The sequence below is a fragment of the Wolbachia endosymbiont (group A) of Limnophora tigrina genome (assembly GCF_964263225.1).
GTDB lineage: Bacteria > Pseudomonadota > Alphaproteobacteria > Rickettsiales > Anaplasmataceae > Wolbachia.
In genome coordinates this window covers 598,594-618,198 of the sequence record NZ_OZ181654.1, presented here as the reverse complement: position 1 = coordinate 618,198, position 19,605 = coordinate 598,594, and the positions used below count along the sequence as shown (strand labels likewise).

The 19,605-nt window shown below is 35.1% G+C and carries 15 protein-coding genes; 10 read left to right on the top strand and 5 right to left on the bottom strand.

What is annotated here, in order from left to right; all coding sequences use genetic code 11:
• Window positions 1-3 precede the first annotated feature (3 nt).
• Window positions 4-564, top strand: a complete 561-nt coding sequence (locus tag ACE38P_RS02855) for a nucleotide exchange factor GrpE (RefSeq protein WP_010402249.1) — start codon at window positions 4-6, stop codon at window positions 562-564.
• Window positions 565-579: 15 nt separating this feature from the next.
• Window positions 580-1,578, top strand: coding sequence for a tryptophan--tRNA ligase (gene trpS, locus ACE38P_RS02850; RefSeq protein WP_264686565.1), 999 nt, complete (start codon window positions 580-582; stop codon window positions 1,576-1,578).
• A gap of 7 nt (window positions 1,579-1,585) precedes the next feature.
• Here trpS and ACE38P_RS02845 read toward each other — a convergent pair whose 3' ends face one another.
• A complete protein-coding gene (locus tag ACE38P_RS02845) occupies window positions 1,586-2,953 on the bottom strand; it encodes a hypothetical protein (protein WP_374699460.1) in 1,368 nt (455 codons plus the stop codon).
• Window positions 2,954-3,345: 392 nt separating this feature from the next.
• Here ACE38P_RS02845 and ACE38P_RS02840 point away from each other — a divergent pair, with 392 nt between their 5' ends.
• The 3 genes from ACE38P_RS02840 to ACE38P_RS02830 all read left to right on the top strand — a co-directional run bounded on the left by ACE38P_RS02840 (window position 3,346) and on the right by ACE38P_RS02830 (window position 7,905).
• The gene (locus ACE38P_RS02840) at window positions 3,346-6,021 is read left to right on the top strand and encodes a 2-oxoglutarate dehydrogenase E1 component (RefSeq protein ID WP_374699459.1); all 2,676 of its coding nucleotides are present in this window, start codon (window positions 3,346-3,348) and stop codon (window positions 6,019-6,021) included.
• Window positions 6,022-6,173: 152 nt separating this feature from the next.
• Window positions 6,174-6,434 carry a hypothetical protein gene (locus ACE38P_RS02835; protein ID WP_374699458.1) on the top strand — a complete coding sequence of 87 codons (261 nt, stop codon included), beginning with the start codon at window positions 6,174-6,176 and terminating at the stop codon, window positions 6,432-6,434.
• A gap of 13 nt (window positions 6,435-6,447) precedes the next feature.
• Window positions 6,448-7,905: an IS4 family transposase gene (locus tag ACE38P_RS02830; RefSeq protein WP_374699293.1), complete on the top strand. Its 1,458-nt coding sequence runs from the start codon at window positions 6,448-6,450 to the stop codon at window positions 7,903-7,905.
• 159 nt (window positions 7,906-8,064) lie between these two features.
• Here the strand turns inward: ACE38P_RS02830 and tnpC (ACE38P_RS02825) are convergent, their stop codons facing one another.
• The 4 genes from tnpC (ACE38P_RS02825) to ACE38P_RS02810 form a co-directional block, all read right to left on the bottom strand.
• Window positions 8,065-9,447 carry an IS66 family transposase gene (tnpC, locus tag ACE38P_RS02825; RefSeq protein ID WP_374699286.1) on the bottom strand — a complete coding sequence of 461 codons (1,383 nt, stop codon included), beginning with the start codon at window positions 9,445-9,447 and terminating at the stop codon, window positions 8,065-8,067.
• Window positions 9,448-9,707: 260 nt separating this feature from the next.
• A complete protein-coding gene (locus ACE38P_RS02820; RefSeq protein ID WP_010405410.1) occupies window positions 9,708-10,301 on the bottom strand; it encodes a TIGR02217 family protein in 594 nt (197 codons plus the stop codon).
• A gap of 53 nt (window positions 10,302-10,354) precedes the next feature.
• Entirely contained in the window at window positions 10,355-12,031 is a 1,677-nt protein-coding gene (locus tag ACE38P_RS02815; protein WP_374699824.1) for a hypothetical protein, read from the bottom strand.
• Window positions 12,032-12,386: 355 nt separating this feature from the next.
• Window positions 12,387-13,127, bottom strand: a complete 741-nt coding sequence (locus tag ACE38P_RS02810; RefSeq protein ID WP_374699457.1) for a DsbA family protein — start codon at window positions 13,125-13,127, stop codon at window positions 12,387-12,389.
• A 327-nt stretch (window positions 13,128-13,454) separates the two neighbouring features.
• Here ACE38P_RS02810 and ACE38P_RS02805 point away from each other — a divergent pair, with 327 nt between their 5' ends.
• The 5 genes from ACE38P_RS02805 to tnpC (ACE38P_RS02785) all read left to right on the top strand — a co-directional run bounded on the left by ACE38P_RS02805 (window position 13,455) and on the right by tnpC (ACE38P_RS02785) (window position 19,422).
• Window positions 13,455-15,338, top strand: a complete 1,884-nt coding sequence (locus ACE38P_RS02805; RefSeq protein ID WP_374699456.1) for a DUF3857 domain-containing protein — start codon at window positions 13,455-13,457, stop codon at window positions 15,336-15,338.
• A 47-nt stretch (window positions 15,339-15,385) separates the two neighbouring features.
• Window positions 15,386-16,876: a UbiD family decarboxylase gene (locus ACE38P_RS02800; protein ID WP_374699455.1), complete on the top strand. Its 1,491-nt coding sequence runs from the start codon at window positions 15,386-15,388 to the stop codon at window positions 16,874-16,876.
• A 40-nt stretch (window positions 16,877-16,916) separates the two neighbouring features.
• Window positions 16,917-17,444 (top strand): phospholipase D family protein, encoded by a 528-nt coding sequence (locus ACE38P_RS02795; RefSeq protein WP_007301949.1) that lies wholly within the window; start codon window positions 16,917-16,919, stop codon window positions 17,442-17,444.
• An 84-nt stretch (window positions 17,445-17,528) separates the two neighbouring features.
• On the top strand, window positions 17,529-17,993 hold the full coding sequence (locus tag ACE38P_RS02790; protein WP_374699454.1) for a hypothetical protein: 465 nt from the start codon (window positions 17,529-17,531) through the stop codon (window positions 17,991-17,993).
• Window positions 17,994-18,039: 46 nt separating this feature from the next.
• Window positions 18,040-19,422, top strand: coding sequence for an IS66 family transposase (gene tnpC, locus ACE38P_RS02785; RefSeq protein WP_374699286.1), 1,383 nt, complete (start codon window positions 18,040-18,042; stop codon window positions 19,420-19,422).
• Window positions 19,423-19,605 lie beyond the last annotated feature (183 nt).

The window sequence follows — 19,605 nt, the reverse complement described above, 5'->3', positions numbered from 1 at the left end:
GATATGTCAGATAGTAATAAAGAGAAAAAAAAGAAATTTGCCGATATGGTCAGTAAACGAAAAGGGGATGATCAAGAAGATCAGCAAACAGGTGATTTAAGTGAAGAGCTTAATATATTAAAAGAACGCGCAGTTCAGCTTGAAGATCATTTACGTCGCGCTGTTGCGGATAATGAAAACGTTAAACGTATAATGCAAAAGCAAATTAGCGATGCAAGTGATTATGCAGTCACAAAATTTGCACGTGATATGATCGACTCTTGTGACAATTTAAAAAAAGCAATGGAAAACTTGAAAGATGATGATCCTATTCATGAAGGAATAAAAGTGGCGCACCAAAAGATTGTGAGTGATCTAAAAAAACATGGAATAGAAGAAATAGATCCAATAGGTAACTCTTTTGACAGCAATTTACATCAAGCTGTTGTGGAAAGAGAAGATAATGAAAAAGAGCCTGGCACTATTGTAGAAGTACTACAAACTGGTTATACAATTAAAAATAGGTTGCTTCGTCCTGCAATGGTTATTCTTTCTAAAAAATCTGCTGATTGCGAAAGTAACTAATAACACACTCAAGGTATGGAAGAAGTTGTCTTCTCAGGTATTCAGCCAAGTGGAGTATTACACTTGGGCAATTATCTTGGTGCAATTAAGCAGTGGATAGGCTTGCAGGATAAATATAAATCTCTTTTTTGTGTTGTTGATCTGCATGCAATCACAGCAAATAAGCTTCCCGCAAATGAATTAAAAAATAATATTTTTAAAGCAGCAGCAACTTATATTGCATGTGGAATAGATCCGGAAAAGTCGATTATTTTCAATCAATCCGCAGTTAGTGGTCATGCAGAATTGGGCTGGCTGCTAGGGTGCTATACACCAATTGGTTGGCTTAATCGTATGACTCAATTTAAAGATAAGGCTGGAAGCGATAGACAAAAAGCTTCTCTTGGGTTATATAGCTACCCAGTACTTATGGCTGCGGATATATTGCTGTATCAAACTAAATATGTTCCTGTTGGCGATGATCAAAAACAGCATTTAGAACTTGCACGTGATATTGCATCAGCTTTTAACAATCATTATAAATGTAGTCATTTCATCATACCTGAAATCTTAACTTTGGATTGCACATCAAGAATAATGAGCTTAAGAGATGGAGCAAGCAAGATGAGCAAATCTGATTCTTCAGAATACTCATGCATTAACCTTGACGATACAGATGACTTGATTGTCAAGAAAATAGAAAAAGCAAAAACAGATTCAATTCTAGGCTTTGATTTTGCTACTTTAAAGTGCCGTCCAGAAGTAAACAATTTGGTAAACATTTATTCAGTGCTTAGTGATTTAAATGTGGAAAAAGTGTGTGAAGAAGTGAATAAACATGATATGAAACACTTTAAAAAAGAGTTAGCTGGCTTAATCATCAGTGTTATATCACCCATACGTGAGAAGTTGAACGGTCTTTTGAAGGATCAGCTCCATTTACATAAAATATTAAAAGAAGGTACAGAAAAAGCAGCAGAGATTGCAAATAACAATATAAAAAAGATCAAGGATATTATAGGGTTTGTTCAATAGGTTACAACTATTTCTTCCCATGGCTTTCAAATCGTGCAGCTATTTTCTTTACACTAACATGAGTGAGAAGAGGTTTTTTACTAACCGGAAGTTTAGAATCGGACTTTGCTGTTATGGGGTTCATTTTAGATCTTTTATTTCCTACCGGAAATGAGTGAGATTGGGAGGCAGTTTTTTGCGATGGTGCAGGATCTTTCTTCATACCGATATCTGCTTGTGTTGCAGGGGTGGCTTTGCTCTTAGCAACTTGATTTTGCTCAAATTTTCCTACTATTGACTTTACTCTACCGTCCTTCTTGCTATTTACTTTTTCTTTTATAATAACCGCTTTTACTTCTGATGCTGCTTTATCAGCAGATTTTTTCAGGATTGGTTTACTTTCAGCTGATTTTTGCGAAGTCACTTCTACTATTATTGGTTTCGTGCTCACTTGTTGATCAACAATATCTAGCCTTTTAGGATTTGACAGTATTTCAGATTTATCTTCTTTAGTTTCTTGCCTAATTTCTTGATTGGTAGCGTTTAGCGCTGGTGGCTCTGGAGCCTGTCTCTTTTTATATCCTCTTCTTGTTCCTGAATTTTTCTTAGGTTTCGTTTTGTGAGTTGGCTCCTTTTTAGCTAACTTTGAGTCTTCCGAATCTTTTGTTGAAGATTTACTACTTTTCTCTTGATAATTTGATATTTCCTCATGTCCAGACTCTTCACTTAATGAACTTTCATAGCCTGAATCTTCAGGAGATACATTCTCTATTTCTGGTTTAAAGTGTACCTTTTTTGAGGCAGTAGGAGGTGGCGGAGGTGCTGTTGTTGGCCGTTTTATTCTCTTCATAACTAATTTTCCTACCGGCTGTTTTCCTTCTTGCAGCTTAGGAGTATCTTCCTTCTGCTTTGATGTCGTTTTATTTTCCGTGCTTACTTCGTATGATTTATGTTCTTTATTGCCTTTTCCACTCTGTTTCGAATCTAAAATTTCTTTAAGTCCTTTCTTGAATAGATTAATTGTACTTAAAATATTTGTGTATTCGGCTGCTTTTTCTATAGTGAAACCTGATAATTCATCACCAACAAAATTTTTTATGTCATTATCATTAGTTGGAATATCTTTTCCCAAGACTCTATCTAATATCCCTTTTAATGTTCCAATAAAACCGAGTGGCTTTGTGCTCAAAGGTTCTACATAATTATTCAAGTCGCTATATATAACAAATTTGGCTACATCTTTTGCGTTGTTTGTAAAATTCTTCAGAGCTTGAGATAAATCTTTCAGTGTTTCATCATATTGTTCATTAATTTTTTTTGTATCCTTCAGCTTTATGACTCTTATCAAAGAATTGAGATTTTTATCATAATTGTCACTTTTAAATAGATCACTCATACCAATTACTGTTTATCGTTTACTTAAATATAAATTCAAAGTATTAAGACCGAGTAAATGTTATATGACTTATCCTCTGACTCATAAACGCTTGCGTTCCTTAATGTGCAAAAAATTTCAATAATCTTCAATCAGCAATAGTATAGAAATCCAAAAAACAAGTAGCTAACACTGGAATCTAGGAATTATGATTGGGCACAAGTTGATGAGTATAGTTGTTTTATGTTGAAATACAGCATTTATGGAAAGATTAGATGTCAGTCTAGAATGACACCCTTTCTGGAAAACTCGGATTACAGTGTTTGTATAACTTAATAATTAGAAACTAAAGGAGTTCTTTTTTAAAAAACTTAAGTTATACTTATAAGTATTTGATATCTTTTGTAGTGATTATGCTAAGTCTAAGCTGCCTTTATGGTGATAATGCAGAATTTGTAGAAGAAATGTATAGCCGTTATCTGCAGGGCGATAAATCAATCGGGGAGGATTGGAATAGGATTTTTTCAAGCAATTTAGAAATGAATAAAACGGAACCCTGCAATGCACAGCACGCAGTCAAGTCGGATGATTCAATTTCTAGCTTAGCAAATTTCTTCAGATCTTACGGTCATTTTTTTGCGGACTTAAATCCATTATCACCGCATGTAAATAAAGAAATAGATTATCAGAAATATTTGAATATCTCTCCAGCGCATGATGCTAAAATATATAGAGATATTTACTGCAAGAACATCGGGTTTGAATTTATGCATATTTCCTCTTATGAGGAAAGAGTGTGGCTGCAGGAGAAAATTGAAAATCAGGTCTATACGCTAAGCCCTCAGGATAAAAAAGAAATACTAAGGCACTTGATTGAATCTGAGATGTTCGAGCAATTTCTCCATATGAAATTTCCTGGATATAAGCGTTTTTCTATCGAAGGTGGGGAGTCAGCCATTGTTGCAATTGAAAGAGTTATTAGTGATTCTGCAGCTTTTGGTATTGAAGAAATAGTTCTTGGTATGGCCCACCGAGGACGGCTTAATGTTCTAACCAAAGTTATGGGGAAAGAATATGCGGCAATGCTGTCTGAATTTCAAGGCAATCTTGCATACCCAAGTGGTCTTGAGGTATCTGGTGATGTCAAATATCACCTTGGTTACTCTTCTGATCGAGCACTTGCTGGTGGTAAAAAAATACACTTAAGTTTATGTCCTAACCCATCTCACCTTGAGGCGGTAAATCCAGTTCTAGCTGGAAGAGTAAGAGCGAAGCAAAATATAAGATCTGTGCTTGGAGTGTCAATTCATGGTGATGCAGCTTTCATCGGGCAGGGAGTGGTTGCCGAAACCCTGACTTTGAGCAACATTGAAGGTTATACAGTAGGTGGTATCGTCCATATTGTCATTAATAACCAAGTTGGTTTTACTGCAAATCCTAGTTGTGCACGCTCTTCTTTTTATTGTACTGATGTAGCAAAATCAATAGAAGCTCCAATATTTCATGTTAATGGAGATAATCCAGAAGCCGTGAGTTTTGCTGCGAATTTGGGAATGGAGTATGTGCAGAAATTTAAAAAGGATGTGGTGATTGACATAATATGCTACCGCAAATATGGCCATAATGAAGGCGATGAACCAAATTTTACTCAGCCACTTATGTATAAAGCAATATCAAAGCATAAAACTCCAGGCACGCTGTACGAAGAGAAGCTGACTGCAGAGAAAGTGCTAGGTAGCGATGAAGTAAGTAAATTACGCAGCGAATTTAGAACAAGATTGGATAAAAGCCTTACTGAGTCAACGACTTATACTCCGAAGAAAGCTGACTGGTTTGATGGAGTGTGGTTAAAACTCAGGAGAGCAAAGTTGAACGATTTGAGTGAATATTATACGGACTCTGGTGTCTCGCCAGATGAGCTAAAAAAATTAGGTGTACACATAAATAGCAATATTCCAAGCAGTTTTAATATCAATAATAAGGTCAGAAAAATACTTGATGGCAGAATAGAAAGTATAAATTCCGGTAGCAACATAGACTGGGCAACTGCTGAAAGTCTTGCATTCGCGTCATTGCTTAGAGAAGGAATAGGAGTGCGCTTGTCAGGACAAGATTCTGGTCGCGGCACCTTCTCGCACCGTCATTCAAGACTTGTTGATCAAGTAACAGAAGAAACGTTTATTCCACTGAACAATATAAGTAAAGAGCAAGCTCGCTTTGAAGTTATAGATAGCGCACTATCTGAGTATGCTGTGATGGGTTTTGAATATGGATATAGCCTTGACTCTCCATATTCACTTGTGCTCTGGGAAGGGCAGTTCGGTGATTTTGCAAATGGCGCGCAAATTATGATCGACCAATTTATCTCATCTGCAGAAACAAAGTGGTTGCGGTCAAGTGGTCTAGTTCTACTTTTGCCTCATGGTTATGAAGGGCAGGGACCTGAGCATAGTTCTGCTCGTATAGAGAGGTTTTTGCAGCTCTGTGCAGAGGATAATATGCAGGTGGTTAATTGCTCTACTCCTGCGAATTATTTTCATGCTTTACGCCGACAAATTAATCGAGATTTTCGTAAGCCTTTAGTGGTGTTTACACCTAAATCACTATTGCGTCATAAAAGCGCAGTTTCTAACCTTTCTGACTTTGAAGGAAAATTTCTTACGGTAATTCCAGAGTGTAGAACAGGTTTAGTTGCAAGTGATAAAATACGTAAAGTTGTAATATGTAGTGGTAAAGTTTATTACGACATAATTGAAATGCTTGAAGCACAAAAAATAAACGATATAGCAGTAGTGCGTTTAGAACAATTTTATCCATTCCCGGCCGATAAACTAAACAATGAACTCGAAAAATATAAGAACGCTGAAATTACATGGTGTCAAGAGGAACCAAAAAATATGGGAGGATGGTTCTTTGTCAACCCATTGATAGAAGAGGTATTGTCTGACCTCAATGCTCAAGCAAAAAGACCTAAGTGCATTGCAAGACCTGCTGCTGCATCTCCTGCATGTGGTTATGCTAATGTCCATGCTCAACAACAAGCAGAAATTTTGAAGCAAGTTGCGCATGTACAATTGTGCAAACACTAAATGGCAATAGGTCAGGCTCATTAATTGTACCTAGATAACTCATAGCAATAAAAAATTTCCCATATTACAAAAAAGATTGTGGCGAGCAAAACTAGTTTACAGATTCTTAAATTTTATATTCTATAACTAGAATAAATTTTAAGGAGTATTTTATGAGTAATAATAACACTTTCCAATTACAATCTTATGCTATTACAAAAAAAGAAGAGAGACCAAATTCTCGAATAGATATTAAGGTTGAAAATGACGAACTTATTGATGTCAAAACAGGTGAATCTACTGGCAAAAACTATGAAGAATGCTTTAAAGTTATGCTAAATAATAAAGATAATATTACACTTAACCAATACGATAGGCTTGAAGGCTCACTTTTACCCACAAATAAAAAAGTGAGTAAAATGGATACCAAATAAATTTGGGATTAAAATGAGTGAAGTAAGTACAAATGTGCAATATACTGATGGCTTAGGGGATAAATGGCTGGAAAGAGAGTTAAAACACGTTAATTTAGGAGATACAAGACTTAATAAGAGACTTATTAAAACAGGCTATTGTATAGAGGGTAAGGCGTCTGGATCAATTAATCAAAGCTGTAGTGGATGGAAAGAAGCTAAGGGTGCATACAGATTATTTAGCAATGAAAAGCTTAAGGATAAGGAAATTTATTCTTCCCATTACAAAGAAACTATGGAGAGAATGAAAGGAAATCAGTTTGTTTTTTCAGTTCAAGATACAAGTTATTTGGATTTTGACTCTCATATAAAAACTAAGAGGCTAGGTAGTATTTCTAAAGCTTATACGAAGCATAAAATGGGTTTACTGTTGCACAGTGCCTTAATAGTCAGCAAAGACGGATTGCCTTTAGGTCTATCTTCTCAACAATGTTGGGCACGTTCTATTAGGGAAAAAGAAACGTCACAAGAAAAAGCAAACAGGAAATACCGTACCTCCATAGAAGAAAAAGAAAGTTATAAGTGGATAACAGCTCTCAAAGAAAGCATAAACAACCTTCCTGCAAATGTACAACTTGTTACCCTTGGTGATAGAGAGGCAGATATCTTCAAATTTTTATGGATCACTGAGACATTAGGTAGTTTTTATGTAATCCGTAATCGAACTAATAGAAGATTTATCTGTACTGAAATTGGAAAAACAGATTTGCAAACACGCATCACTCAACTGCCAGTAAAGAAGAAAATTTCTCTAGAAGTTAATAAAGGTGGAAACCAAAGATCAAGGAAAGCTAATATTGAAGTTAAGTATATGAAAGGCTATATACCTATCAGATCTTCTTCAATTTATGGATCAAAAGACACAGTGCATAAAATAAGTGATAAAATCCCTGTATATGTGGTAAGTGCAAAAGAAACAAATCCTCCTGAAGGATTGGAAGCTATTGATTGGACTTTGCTGACTAATGTACCAGTTAATAGCACTTTAGATGCTATAGAAAGGATAAATTGGTATAAGCTAAGATGGAAAATTGAGGAGTATTTCAGGGTTTTAAAATCAGGATGTAAAATAGAAAGCTCTCGTTTAACTACAAAGGAAAGGCTACAGAAATTAATTGCTATAAAGAGCATTATTGCATTTAAAATTTTATATTTAACAAAAGTCGCTTTATCAAATCCCATGGAAACCTGTACTAAAATTTTAAGCAACGAAGAGTGGAAGGCCCTTTTCATACGTGAGCATAAAGTAGCTACATTGCCAGAAGAACCTCCAAACATAAAACAAGCTATTATTTGGTTAGGAAAATTAGGTGGATTTATGAATAGAAAAAGTGATAATTTACCAGGGGCTATGACTCTATGGCGGGGCTATGAAAATCTTAAGGAGAGCATAGTTATGCTTCACATCATGACCTCTCAAAATTGTGGGTAAAAGTGAGGCTTGAAGGAGAGTGTAATGATAGTGAATGCCAAGCTTGTATGGATGCAATGAATGCTGCTATAATAGGGGTCATCTGGCTTGAATCTTAAGACGTAAAGGTAGAGAGGCACTTTTAAGAATAAAATAAATGTATCCGTTCAGCAGAGTGGTTTAAGAAACGATAGATAGAAGATTGTGAAAAGGGTTTAGCCTCCTCTGTTTCCATGTTAAGTATAACGAAATTATTTGCTCAAGGAATGAGTTTCCTCGTTCTGATTGTGTAAAATATGAATTTTTGCGATAAACGACATAATGCCGTATTTGCCGTTCAGCGTGATTATTTGTCAGCGGAGTATTTTCTGGGTCATCTAAAAATTTCCACATCATTCTTTCAGATTTCAAAATATTCTTTGCAACTCGAGACGCTCCAATTGCTTCAGGTAAGCGAGATATTTCCTTCAAATAATACCTTGTACGTTTTCGCAATTTCTTGGCACGTCTAATAAATCTTGAAACATCTATCTCATTTTTTAGTAAAGCTTTTTTCAGTGCAAATAACTCAGTGGCTACATTTCTCAAGTAACAGCCCAGAACTTTAACTTCAAATTTCCAACTATGCGCTAATCTTTCAAAATCCCTTGCTAAGTGTGCCCAACAGATTTGCCTTCTTTCATCAGCAAAGTAGTTGTATGCTGCATATCTGTCGGTTACTACCAAGCTATTACGATTGCAGCATACACTATTTTTTAAAACTTTCATTCCCCTTGACTCTGTCAACTTCACAAAACTTGCCGTATTGCTTGCAAACATCCAACACCAAGCGAGTTTACCTTTGTTATAATGGCTCGTTTCATCAATATGTAGAACTTTACTCCTACTTATCTCTTGTTCGATCTGCTCATACATTTTTTTGCATTTTGAAGCAACTCTATGTTCACTATTTGATATGCTACCGACGCTTATGTTCAAATTGAAGATATCATTTATGATGCTAGCTACTTCGCGCTTTGAATTTTTATAAAACCCACTGAGTGCTGCAACTACTGACTTAACCCTTGGGCCAAATGTATCTGGCGTAACACCCTCTGGTAACTTGCTACTTCTTCTTTTTCCGCATCTCTGACAACGGCCATGTTCCAACTGATATTCCATTACATAAGCCTTAATCTCCGGAAGATCTACTTTCTGATGAATATAAGGTTTTTCGCATATTGCAATCTTCCCTCCGCATTCGCAAGTAGGTGACAACTCTATCTTTATCACCTCATCTGCTTCCATTTTAGCACGATAATTACCCTTATGCCCAACTTGACCACCAATCTTTCTTTCGCTTTTTGGCTTTTCCTTTTTCATTTTGTATAATTCTTTTGAATTGGGAATTGATGAGTTTTTTGAATTTAAACCTAGCCTTTCCTTTAATTCAGCGTTCTCTATCTTTAAAGCCTCATGCTCTGCTTTTAAACTTTCATTCTCTCTTTCCAATCTTTCTATTTTTGCTTCTAACTTTTCTATTTTTTGCTGTAAATTTTTGCAGAGTTCTAAAAGGTTTACCATATTACCTCATATTTACCCTATGATTATCTTTATTATCTTGCTTTGTCTACCTTATTTTGCCGCTCTGCTGAACGGACACAAATAAATGGAGTCAGAAAAATCAGCGTTGAATATTGTGCTTAATCTGAAATCAATAGTGCTCAATAGAATTTAGACATAGGCTCAACGAGCCTATGTACACCCAGATAACTTACAGCAACCCTCGATAAATATATGGTTGATTACTGAGGCTTAGCATTGCTTATGGTAGCCCACTTAATTTATTTCACTTCCACCAAGGGAATATTGTTCCAGCTATTGCTGCCATAGTTATCAATAGAAGCGTTTAGGTAATCTGTATCAAATCGTACTGGTACATCAAATTCGAAGCTTGCGGTGATTATTGTACCTTTTGCTGGTGGTTTCATAAATGCTATTTCTCCAGTTGAATAATTCACTGAATATTTTTCTGTCTTTTCACCATCTAGGTAAATTTTTATTGTATCATGCACTGGCTTTTTAATAGTTCGTGTATGCTTGTCTTTTCCACTTATGTAAGTTTTCATCAGTTGAAAGATCGTTTTTTTATCGTCTCCTATGCCAATTTCTTGATTGATAACTGTAAAGTCTGACCAATCCTTAAAACGAAACCCTATTGCTTTACCTTTTCGTGCCTGAAAAAATGTTATGAGTTCTGTTAGCTGCTCGTTTGACCTAACTCCATAAGCTATGTTATACCTGGCACGTGCACGAGACCAATTAATATTGCGCTGCTCACAACCATTATGAGTTGTTACAACGTCAGTCGAAAATTCCGGTCCTCCAGTAGAGCCATAAGATATATTTTCTGGAAATCTAATTTCTGTAAATGACATATGCCCTCCTGTAAAAATAAAATTGAGTTGATATAGATGAAGTAGGAAAGATCTTAAATTTTTGAAGCTGCTTTATCAATCAGGCTATAAATTTTAAATCCCGTTTCTTCTAGAAAAGTAAAGGTGTTGTTTTCTCCTACCTTACCTTTCAGTTCGTTAATGTCTTGATGACTCTGCGTTAACTGATATACACAAACACATGCAATGGCTAAAGCAACTCCAGCAAGACATGCTAAAGGAATTGGTTGAGTAAAAACAGCAGCTATAGCAGATGCTGTGAATGCTATAGCTGTTATTACAGTAGTTATGCTATAAATAGCTTCGCCTCTGTAACTATTGATTAATTTCTTTTCTATTGCCTCTTGTTGTGTTTTTTGCTCGTGTGGATGAGAAATAGTAATTACTGTATCCGTATGAATTGGCTCACTAGCGCTGGTATCAATTCTCTCTTTTTGTGTTTTTTGTTCTTTATGATCTTGCGCAATTGCTGCTTTGCTAGTTCTGATATTATATTGTTCTTCTTGCTCTGATTGATCAGAAGCAGGAACTCTTTTACCTATTTCAAGAATTTCTTCACTGGAATTTTTTTTCATATCCTTAGAAGTTTCACTCAAGATCTTTGCTGTATTTTCACAAATTTTATTGTGTGTTTTTTCTAACATTGCTTCATGATTTTGTGAATTTGTTTCATCAATACTTCTATCAGCAGCTCTTTCTTTTAGTGGTTTCTGCTCTGATTGATTAGAAATAGGAGTGCTTTTATTCGAAAAAATCGGCTCACTAGTGCTGCTTTTTTGTCGTACTGGTTGCTCAGAAGCAGAAGCTTCTGTAACCTCACCAAAGATTTCTTCATTAGAAACTGATTGATTTTCTGTTATATCAGAAGGGATTTTGCTAAGAAGTGGCACAAAATGCCTCATGTAATTCACTATACGAACAACCTTATCGCCTTCACCTTCTTCACCTGTAGTAGTATATTTACCACCTATAGGTTCTTCTTCTAGTGCTATCACTTCAATTTTCACTTTGTACTTTTCACATATCATTCTCCCTTCAATCTCTGGACGACCCCATATAGCTAGAGAATTAGTTTCTGTAGACATATTTTTAATGTTGTTTAGATATTTAGAAAAAGACTTGGAATTATCTGGCTTAATAGTAACTTTTTCTCCTTTTTCTTTTCCATCTTCGCTTATTTCTTCTTCATCTTCGCTTATTTCTTCTTCTTTATCTTTACTTGTTTCATATTCGTCATAGTCGTCTAGTAACCAATCATTATCTGTGCCATACCTACTTTTCAAAATCTCTGAAATCTTCTCTTCTCTATCTTCACGATATTCCTCTAGTAACCAGCTGAAAAACTCATCTTCTGTATATTTGGTTATTCTTTCTTCATCTTTACACCAGTCTGTTTGTGCAGATATGCCTTTTTCATCTTCGCTATTTCTTTCCTTCGCTATTACTTTGCTATCCAAATTTCCTTCACCTACAAAATATCCTCCTTCTTCAGCATCTCCTGTTATTTTTTTATAAACCCACGAATTTGAATTTGCATTTGCTCTAGCATAATTTTCACAATCTTCTCTTAATGATTTTGCGGTAAAACGATGACCAGGTTTTATATTTAGCTCATTCAATCCTTGAGCCAAGGAGTCAAAAAAGCAATCTCCCTCTGATATAGAAGCTCCTATTTTTGGCTTTTCAGGATAAGCTCTCTTTAGCTCACTCAATAAATTACTTCTTTTTTTTGCTTTTTCCCGAAAACGCTCAAATAGTTTTTCTAGCTTTTTAGAATTAAGAGAGTCTAGATTCTTAAATAAAAATTGACTTAATTTTGTGCTTTTTTCGACTTGCCGAAAAAGAGCAATTGGTTTTCTGTTGAAATTTTTCATGTTATAACTCCAAAATGATAATTATATTTCAATAGATTAACCAGCCTACGAAGACTGATTACTTAAGGTCATACTCGATTGTAGGTATCATCTATTCTTTTTGAACTAATATGTAACTTCTACGTATTATTATTAATCAAACTCATAAGCTTAGTATACTCAGGTTCATTTGTACTGTCAAGTAAGAAATTTATTAACCTTTTAACTCATTCACTTTTTTGCGTAATATATTCAAATCAGTTTTTCCTACAAAAAGACTATCTCCTATTATCAAAAAAGGTGTACCGCCTACTCCTAGATCCCTTACTAAAAGTTTACTGTTGTTTATCATTTGCTCAATTTTGTCTGCATTATTTTTCATAGAGTTATTAAAATCGTTCTCGTTGATCCCTATATTTTTTACTATATCTAATATAGTTTTGTCTGAAAATTCTCCTCTGTGATCTAGTGCAGCATAGTGAAAATCTAAGTACTTTTCTTTATCGATAAAATAAGTGGCTAGAGCACCTTTTGCTGCCTTTAAAGAATTGTTGCCAAGTATTGGAGCATCTCTAAAGATATACTTAACTTTGCCATCATTGATCAACTGTTTTATATCGTTCTTTATGGCCTTGCAATATCCACAAGAATAGTCAAAAAAACCTACAGCTATGACATTGCTATTTTCATTCCCTGAGTAAGGATAAGTGGAGTCGAATATTTCATTTTTATGCTGAGAAATTTTATTTTTGGTTGCATTAGCATAACTATTTTTAGCTGACTCTTCCTGGAGAGTTTTTATGATCTTATCAAAATTTTTACTGATGTAATTATCCAATCTCTCACCTATATAATCATCATTTAAGTTCTGACTGCGGTGTGAAAGCCAATTGTTTATTACTGGTAAACTTGCTACTGCAAGTATAAAAATCAATAAAAATGGTATCTTAGACATGAACTTACTTAAAGGAAATAATAAGACACATTATAGTAAAGAAATGTTGAATGTTAAAATATTTGCATCAAAAAATGTAAATTTAGTATATTATTATATCAGAAATTTTGGCGATATCGGTCATTTGAAAAACTTTAGACAGTCTTTACCGACACGTATAGCAATTATAAACATCGCAGTAAAAAGTTGATTATTTTATAACCGCTGCGTATAATACTGACAAACACGGCCATAAATTATATCAACGAACCAATAGCTGAGTTTATACACTGTGGGTAGTATTGTGCGGGTCTAATAGAATGACTTTTCAATAAATGTGAGAACATAATGAAATTTTTAAAAACTCTTTTTAACTTAACGTTGTTAGTGCTTTTTATAACTCCTTCAGTTGAAGCAAGGTGGGCTAAGTACGAAGATGCTTCTGTTGAGGTTAAGTTTTCTAATGTTAACATTAATGTTAATAGAGATGGTACCTACGAAACGGAAGTAGAGCTTCAAGCAAAAATACTCAAGGAGTCTGGGCGTGATAGATTTTCTCTGTATAGTTTAATCTACAATGATGATAGTGCAGATTTTACTGTTTTAGAGGCTAAAACAACTTACAACGGAGAAGAATATATAGTAACTGAAGACATGATGGAGGATAAACCGCTGGCTAGCCCTAGCAAAGGCTTTGATCAGCTAAGGCAAGTAACCATACCATTTCCCAAAATAGAAATTGGCACAGAAGTATATTTAAGATATAAGCAAGTTAACAAAAAGGTTCCTGTTGATAATTTTTATGGCTTGAGCTTCTCTTATTATGGAGATTATTTACAAGCAGAAAATACTAAAATCAACTCTGAATTTCCTCTAGAGATTAAAGTGAATGATCCAAGAAAAGTATTAGAGATTGCTGAGGAAAAAAAGGATGGTGTACATTATATAAACATTACCTTAAAGAAAGCAATTTATGAAAACACAATAAATGAACCACATAATGGAATATTGAATACAAAACACAACACTTGGGTATCATTGTCGAGCCTATCTAAATGGGATGATTTAGCTAAAAAATTAGCTCCTGGATATCATAGCGTCATTAATCAGCCACTTCCTGCAACTTTTATAACTATAGCAGAATCTGCTGCCAATAAAAATACTGATGAGGAGAAAATTAATGCAGTCACTTCTTTATTGAATGAAAAAGTTCAATATATGGGAGATTGGCGCACAGTCTCAGGAAAATATTTTCCACGAGATTTAGAGAAAATTGCTGATTCTCAAGTCGGGGATTGCAAAGACTTTTCTGCTAGCACGGCTGCTATTCTGCAAAAACTTGGTTATAAAGTTCAACCTATTTTAGTTATGAGAGGAACTACTAGCACTTCTAATCCTGAAGCATTACCTAATATGGGTAATTTTAATCATGTGATGCTCAAAGTAACAAATAGAGGTGGGAAAATATATTGGATCGATCCAACTAATACCGTCAGTATGGCACAGGGTATTTTTCCAGACATTGCTGATAGGAGTGCTCTAGTACTCAATTCTGAGGAAGCTAGTTACATAAAAATTCCTGCTGTACAAGGTGAAAATTCAAAAGTGATATCCCATAGTGAATTAACTATAGAAGATAATGTTGTAAATGAATATGGCCAGCTTACCGTGCAAGGGGAAGCAGCCTTAGGCTTAACAGGTGTTGGATTATATTATTCAGATGAGCAATTAAGAGATTCTGTTTTTCGTATGATTAGTGGAGTATATCTTGATGAAGAAGAAAAGAAGTTCTTAGAATTGCCTGACCTTACCTTGCGTAATGTAGAGGATCTTACAATTAAATATGAGTTCCAGCAAAAAAATAAGATTTTCAAGACAAATCTAGGACCTGCTTTGAATTTAGGAGATAATTGGCTTAATGATGTTGTCAATACAGCTTCTGACCAAGTGTCAGATCTTTTTATTGGTGTTCCTAAAACTAAGGAAAGCCATATGATAATAAAAGATATCAAAATTAAAAATTGTGAAAATTTGAATTTTGAAATAAATTCTCCTTGGTTATATGTAAATAGGTCGTGTAAATATCAAAATGATGGAACCGAATTTAGCAATTTAATAACCATAAAGAAAAGTTTTATTACCAATGAAGAGTTAAAGACTGCTGAATATAAAAACTTAAAAAGCGAATTGGAGAATAATTTTTCTAGAGCCTCTATAATAATAAGTGAATGAGTTGTGCTGGGAAAAGCACTTCTTAAAAGGCTTGAAATTTTTAAAATATGTACAATAACTTACGCGACTTCATCAGAGCATTAGAAGAAAAAAAAGATCTAATTAGAATTAAAAAAGAAGTTTCAACTATTCTTGAAATGACAGAAATTCATCGTAGGGTTTTGTCAAACAAGGGACCAGCTATCATCTTTGAAAATGTTGTCACAGAAAATGGCAAAAATTCAATTCCCGTTTTAGTGAATTTATTTGGTACTATTGAGAGAATTGCATTCGGACTTGGTATAAATTCTGATGAATTAAGGGATCTGGGTAAACTTCTAGCATTTTTGCGATCACCTGAGCCGCCAAAAACCTTCAAAGATGCTGTGAAAATGTTTCCTCTACTAGAAGTTGTATTGTCGATGCGGAGCAAAGTTGTGAGCAAAGCTCCATGTCAAGAGGTGGTGCTAACTGGGGATAAGGTGGATCTTAGTTTGCTACCTATTCAGACATGCTGGCCAAACGAGCCTTCACCGCTTATCACTTGGCCACTTGTGGTAACAAAAGGACCAACAGCAGACAAGCAAGATAATTTCAATCTTGGAATATATCGTATGCAGGTTGTGAATAAAAAAACGACTCTCATGCGCTGGCTTGCACATCGTGGTGGTGCAGGTCACCATAAACGGTGGAAGGAGGAGAGGGGGCAAAATATGAAGTTTCCTGCGGCTGCTGTGATTGGTAGCGATCCTGCAACGATTATTGCTGCGGTAACTCCGGTGCCGGAGACTTTATCAGAATACCAATTTGCCGGGCTGCTGCGAAAAAAAACACTTGAGCTTGTAAATTGTAAAACTATTCCTCTTCAGGTTCCAGCTCATGCAGAAATTGTTTTGGAAGGATATGTAAGTTTGGATAATTACCAAGATGAAGGGCCATATGGAGACCATACCGGTTACTATAATGCTGTTGAACAGTTTCCTGAGTTTAACATCACTGCAATTACAATGCGCAAAGATCCAATTTATCTCAGCACTTTTACTGGCAAACCACCTGATGAACCATCAATTCTTGGTGAAGCACTCAACGAAATCTTTGTGCCGATTCTCATCAATCAGTTTCCGGAGATAGTAGATTTTTATCTGCCTCCAGAAGGTTGTTCATATAGAATAGCGGTAGTGTCGATAAAAAAGGCTTATCCAGGGCATGCAAAAAGAATTATTATGGGCATACTCGCTTTTCTCAAACAGTTCTTATACACCAAATTTATTATAGTTGTTGATGATGATATAAATATACGTGATTGGAAGGAAGTGATGTGGGCAATGTCAACAAGGATGGACCCTGTACGTGATACAATCATGATAGAAAGTGCCCCTATTGATTATTTAGACTTTGCTTCCCCTGAAAGTGGTCTCGGAGGTAAAATAGGGTTTGATGCAACAAACAAACTTCCACCTGAAACCAAACGAGAATGGGGAAGAAAAATTGAAATGAGCGAGGAAATAATAAAGAAAGTTACAGAGAAGTGGAAGGAATATGGGTTGACAGATGATTGAGATATGATGTAGACTACCGCCGTGTATTTAGGTGTGGTTTGTGAGGCTTTTATATCTTTTATTTTTGTCGGCATGTTTTTCTCTGTATTACTATGTGGGTCCTACATTTTCGCCTTGCCCAAAAGCAACAGTTTGCTTCTCACCTGAAGAAGACTGTGCTGTACCGATAATCAGCGAGATAGACCAATCTAAAGAATCTATCTTAGTTCAAGAATATACATTTACTCTTGGAACAGTTGCAAAATCTTTGATTAACGCCAAAGAGCGTGGTGTTGATGTTAAAGTCGTCTTAGATAAATCACAACTCCATTCAAAATATAGTGTCATAAGCGAATTGTTTTCAAATGGAATACCGATTTGGATCGATAATAAGCCAAAAATTGCTCATAATAAGGTAATAATTGTTGATAATCAAAAAGTCATCACAGGATCGTTTAACCTCAGTAAGACAGCTGAAAAGGGAAACGCTGAAAATTTATTAATTATTGAAAATTATCCTGAATTAGTCCAGCAGTATGTGAAGAACTGGGAAATACGAATGTCACAATCCTATCAATATGCTCCCTAGATACTTGATATCAAAAAAAGTCTTTTTATTGATAGATTTAATTTCTTGTGATATAATAAATTAAAAGGTTTTAAGGGGTAGGTAATGGATTACATAAATGATGCTGCTGATAGTTACGCTGCCATTCATGATTTTTTTCAAAATAATGGTGTTGGAGATTACAAAGTTCAATGCAATTATGGTGGTGTACCGTATGCTACTGACGAATATGTACATTCTGGAGACAAATTTTGGAGCAATAATTTTATAGACTCACATTTTGGAAGGGAAATAAAAATGTATCCTCAAAGTGAGCTTTTAGCTAAAGAGTATGCTGGTAATACACTACCGGTTTCAATATCACTAGACAAGGATCTAATAAAAATAAAAGAATGTCAGAAAAAAACTAAATTTGTAGAACTAGAAGGGGAATCAGGTGATATAGTATATGATAAGCAAAAGCATATAAAGTGCTACACGACAAAGTTATCATATGACGATGTTTCTGTTGATAATAAAAACGAAGTTTCAATACTGGTGTCCGTTCAGCAGAGCGGCAAAATAAGGTAGACAAAGCAAGATAATAAAGATAATCATAGGGTAAATATGAGGTAATATGGTAAACCTTTTAGAACTCTGCAAAAATTTACAGCAAAAAATAGAAAAGTTAGAAGCAAAAATAGAAAGATTGGAAAGAGAGAATGAAAGTTTAAAAGCAGAGCATGAGGCTTTAAAGATAGAGAACGCTGAATTAAAGGAAAGGCTAGGTTTAAATTCAAAAAACTCATCAATTCCCAATTCAAAAGAATTATACAAAATGAAAAAGGAAAAGCCAAAAAGCGAAAGAAAGATTGGTGGTCAAGTTGGGCATAAGGGTAATTATCGTGCTAAAATGGAAGCAGATGAGGTGATAAAGATAGAGTTGTCACCTACTTGCGAATGCGGAGGGAAGATTGCAATATGCGAAAAACCTTATATTCATCAGAAAGTAGATCTTCCGGAGATTAAGGCTTATGTAATGGAATATCAGTTGGAACATGGCCGTTGTCAGAGATGCGGAAAAAGAAGAAGTAGCAAGTTACCAGAGGGTGTTACGCCAGATACATTTGGCCCAAGGGTTAAGTCAGTAGTTGCAGCACTCAGTGGGTTTTATAAAAATTCAAAGCGCGAAGTAGCTAGCATCATAAATGATATCTTCAATTTGAACATAAGCGTCGGTAGCATATCAAATAGTGAACATAGAGTTGCTTCAAAATGCAAAAAAATGTATGAGCAGATCGAACAAGAGATAAGTAGGAGTAAAGTTCTACATATTGATGAAACGAGCCATTATAACAAAGGTAAACTCGCTTGGTGTTGGATGTTTGCAAGCAATACGGCAAGTTTTGTGAAGTTGACAGAGTCAAGGGGAATGAAAGTTTTAAAAAATAGTGTATGCTGCAATCGTAATAGCTTGGTAGTAACCGACAGATATGCAGCATACAACTACTTTGCTGATGAAAGAAGGCAAATCTGTTGGGCACACTTAGCAAGGGATTTTGAAAGATTAGCGCATAGTTGGAAATTTGAAGTTAAAGTTCTGGGCTGTTACTTGAGAAATGTAGCCACTGAGTTATTTGCACTGAAAAAAGCTTTACTAAAAAATGAGATAGATGTTTCAAGATTTATTAGACGTGCCAAGAAATTGCGAAAACGTACAAGGTATTATTTGAAGGAAATATCTCGCTTACCTGAAGCAATTGGAGCGTCTCGAGTTGCAAAGAATATTTTGAAATCTGAAAGAATGATGTGGAAATTTTTAGATGACCCAGAAAATACTCCGCTGACAAATAATCACGCTGAACGGCAAATACGGCATTATGTCGTTTATCGCAAAAATTCATATTTTACACAATCAGAACGAGGAAACTCATTCCTTGAGCAAATAATTTCGTTATACTTAACATGGAAACAGAGGAGGCTAAACCCTTTTCACAATCTTCTATCTATCGTTTCTTAAACCACTCTGCTGAACGGATACCAATACTGAATATTAGATATGATATGCCAAATGATCTGAGATACAGTTTAAACATAGCCTTCACAAAGGTTAATGATAATCAACCAGGTTTTTGGCAAAAATTTAAAAATATGTTTTAATAAAGTAGCTTCTCAATCAGGAATATTCTGGTGGAAAATGAAT

Bases quoted from the DNA above. Each gene is read 5' to 3' on its own strand.
- ACE38P_RS02855 (WP_010402249.1), top strand. From the start codon at position 4: ATGTCAGATAGTAATAAAGAGAAAAAAAAGAAATTTGCCGATATGGTC.
- trpS (WP_264686565.1), top strand. From the start codon at position 580: ATGGAAGAAGTTGTCTTCTCAGGTATTCAGCCAAGTGGAGTATTACAC.
- ACE38P_RS02845 (WP_374699460.1), bottom strand. From the start codon at position 2,953: ATGAGTGATCTATTTAAAAGTGACAATTATGATAAAAATCTCAATTCT.
- ACE38P_RS02840 (WP_374699459.1), top strand. From the start codon at position 3,346: ATGCTAAGTCTAAGCTGCCTTTATGGTGATAATGCAGAATTTGTAGAA.
- ACE38P_RS02835 (WP_374699458.1), top strand. From the start codon at position 6,174: ATGAGTAATAATAACACTTTCCAATTACAATCTTATGCTATTACAAAA.
- ACE38P_RS02830 (WP_374699293.1), top strand. From the start codon at position 6,448: ATGAGTGAAGTAAGTACAAATGTGCAATATACTGATGGCTTAGGGGAT.
- tnpC (WP_374699286.1), bottom strand. From the start codon at position 9,447: ATGGTAAACCTTTTAGAACTCTGCAAAAATTTACAGCAAAAAATAGAA.
- ACE38P_RS02820 (WP_010405410.1), bottom strand. From the start codon at position 10,301: ATGTCATTTACAGAAATTAGATTTCCAGAAAATATATCTTATGGCTCT.
- ACE38P_RS02810 (WP_374699457.1), bottom strand. From the start codon at position 13,127: ATGTCTAAGATACCATTTTTATTGATTTTTATACTTGCAGTAGCAAGT.
- ACE38P_RS02805 (WP_374699456.1), top strand. From the start codon at position 13,455: ATGAAATTTTTAAAAACTCTTTTTAACTTAACGTTGTTAGTGCTTTTT.
- ACE38P_RS02800 (WP_374699455.1), top strand. From the start codon at position 15,386: ATGTACAATAACTTACGCGACTTCATCAGAGCATTAGAAGAAAAAAAA.
- ACE38P_RS02790 (WP_374699454.1), top strand. From the start codon at position 17,529: ATGGATTACATAAATGATGCTGCTGATAGTTACGCTGCCATTCATGAT.
- tnpC (WP_374699286.1), top strand. From the start codon at position 18,040: ATGGTAAACCTTTTAGAACTCTGCAAAAATTTACAGCAAAAAATAGAA.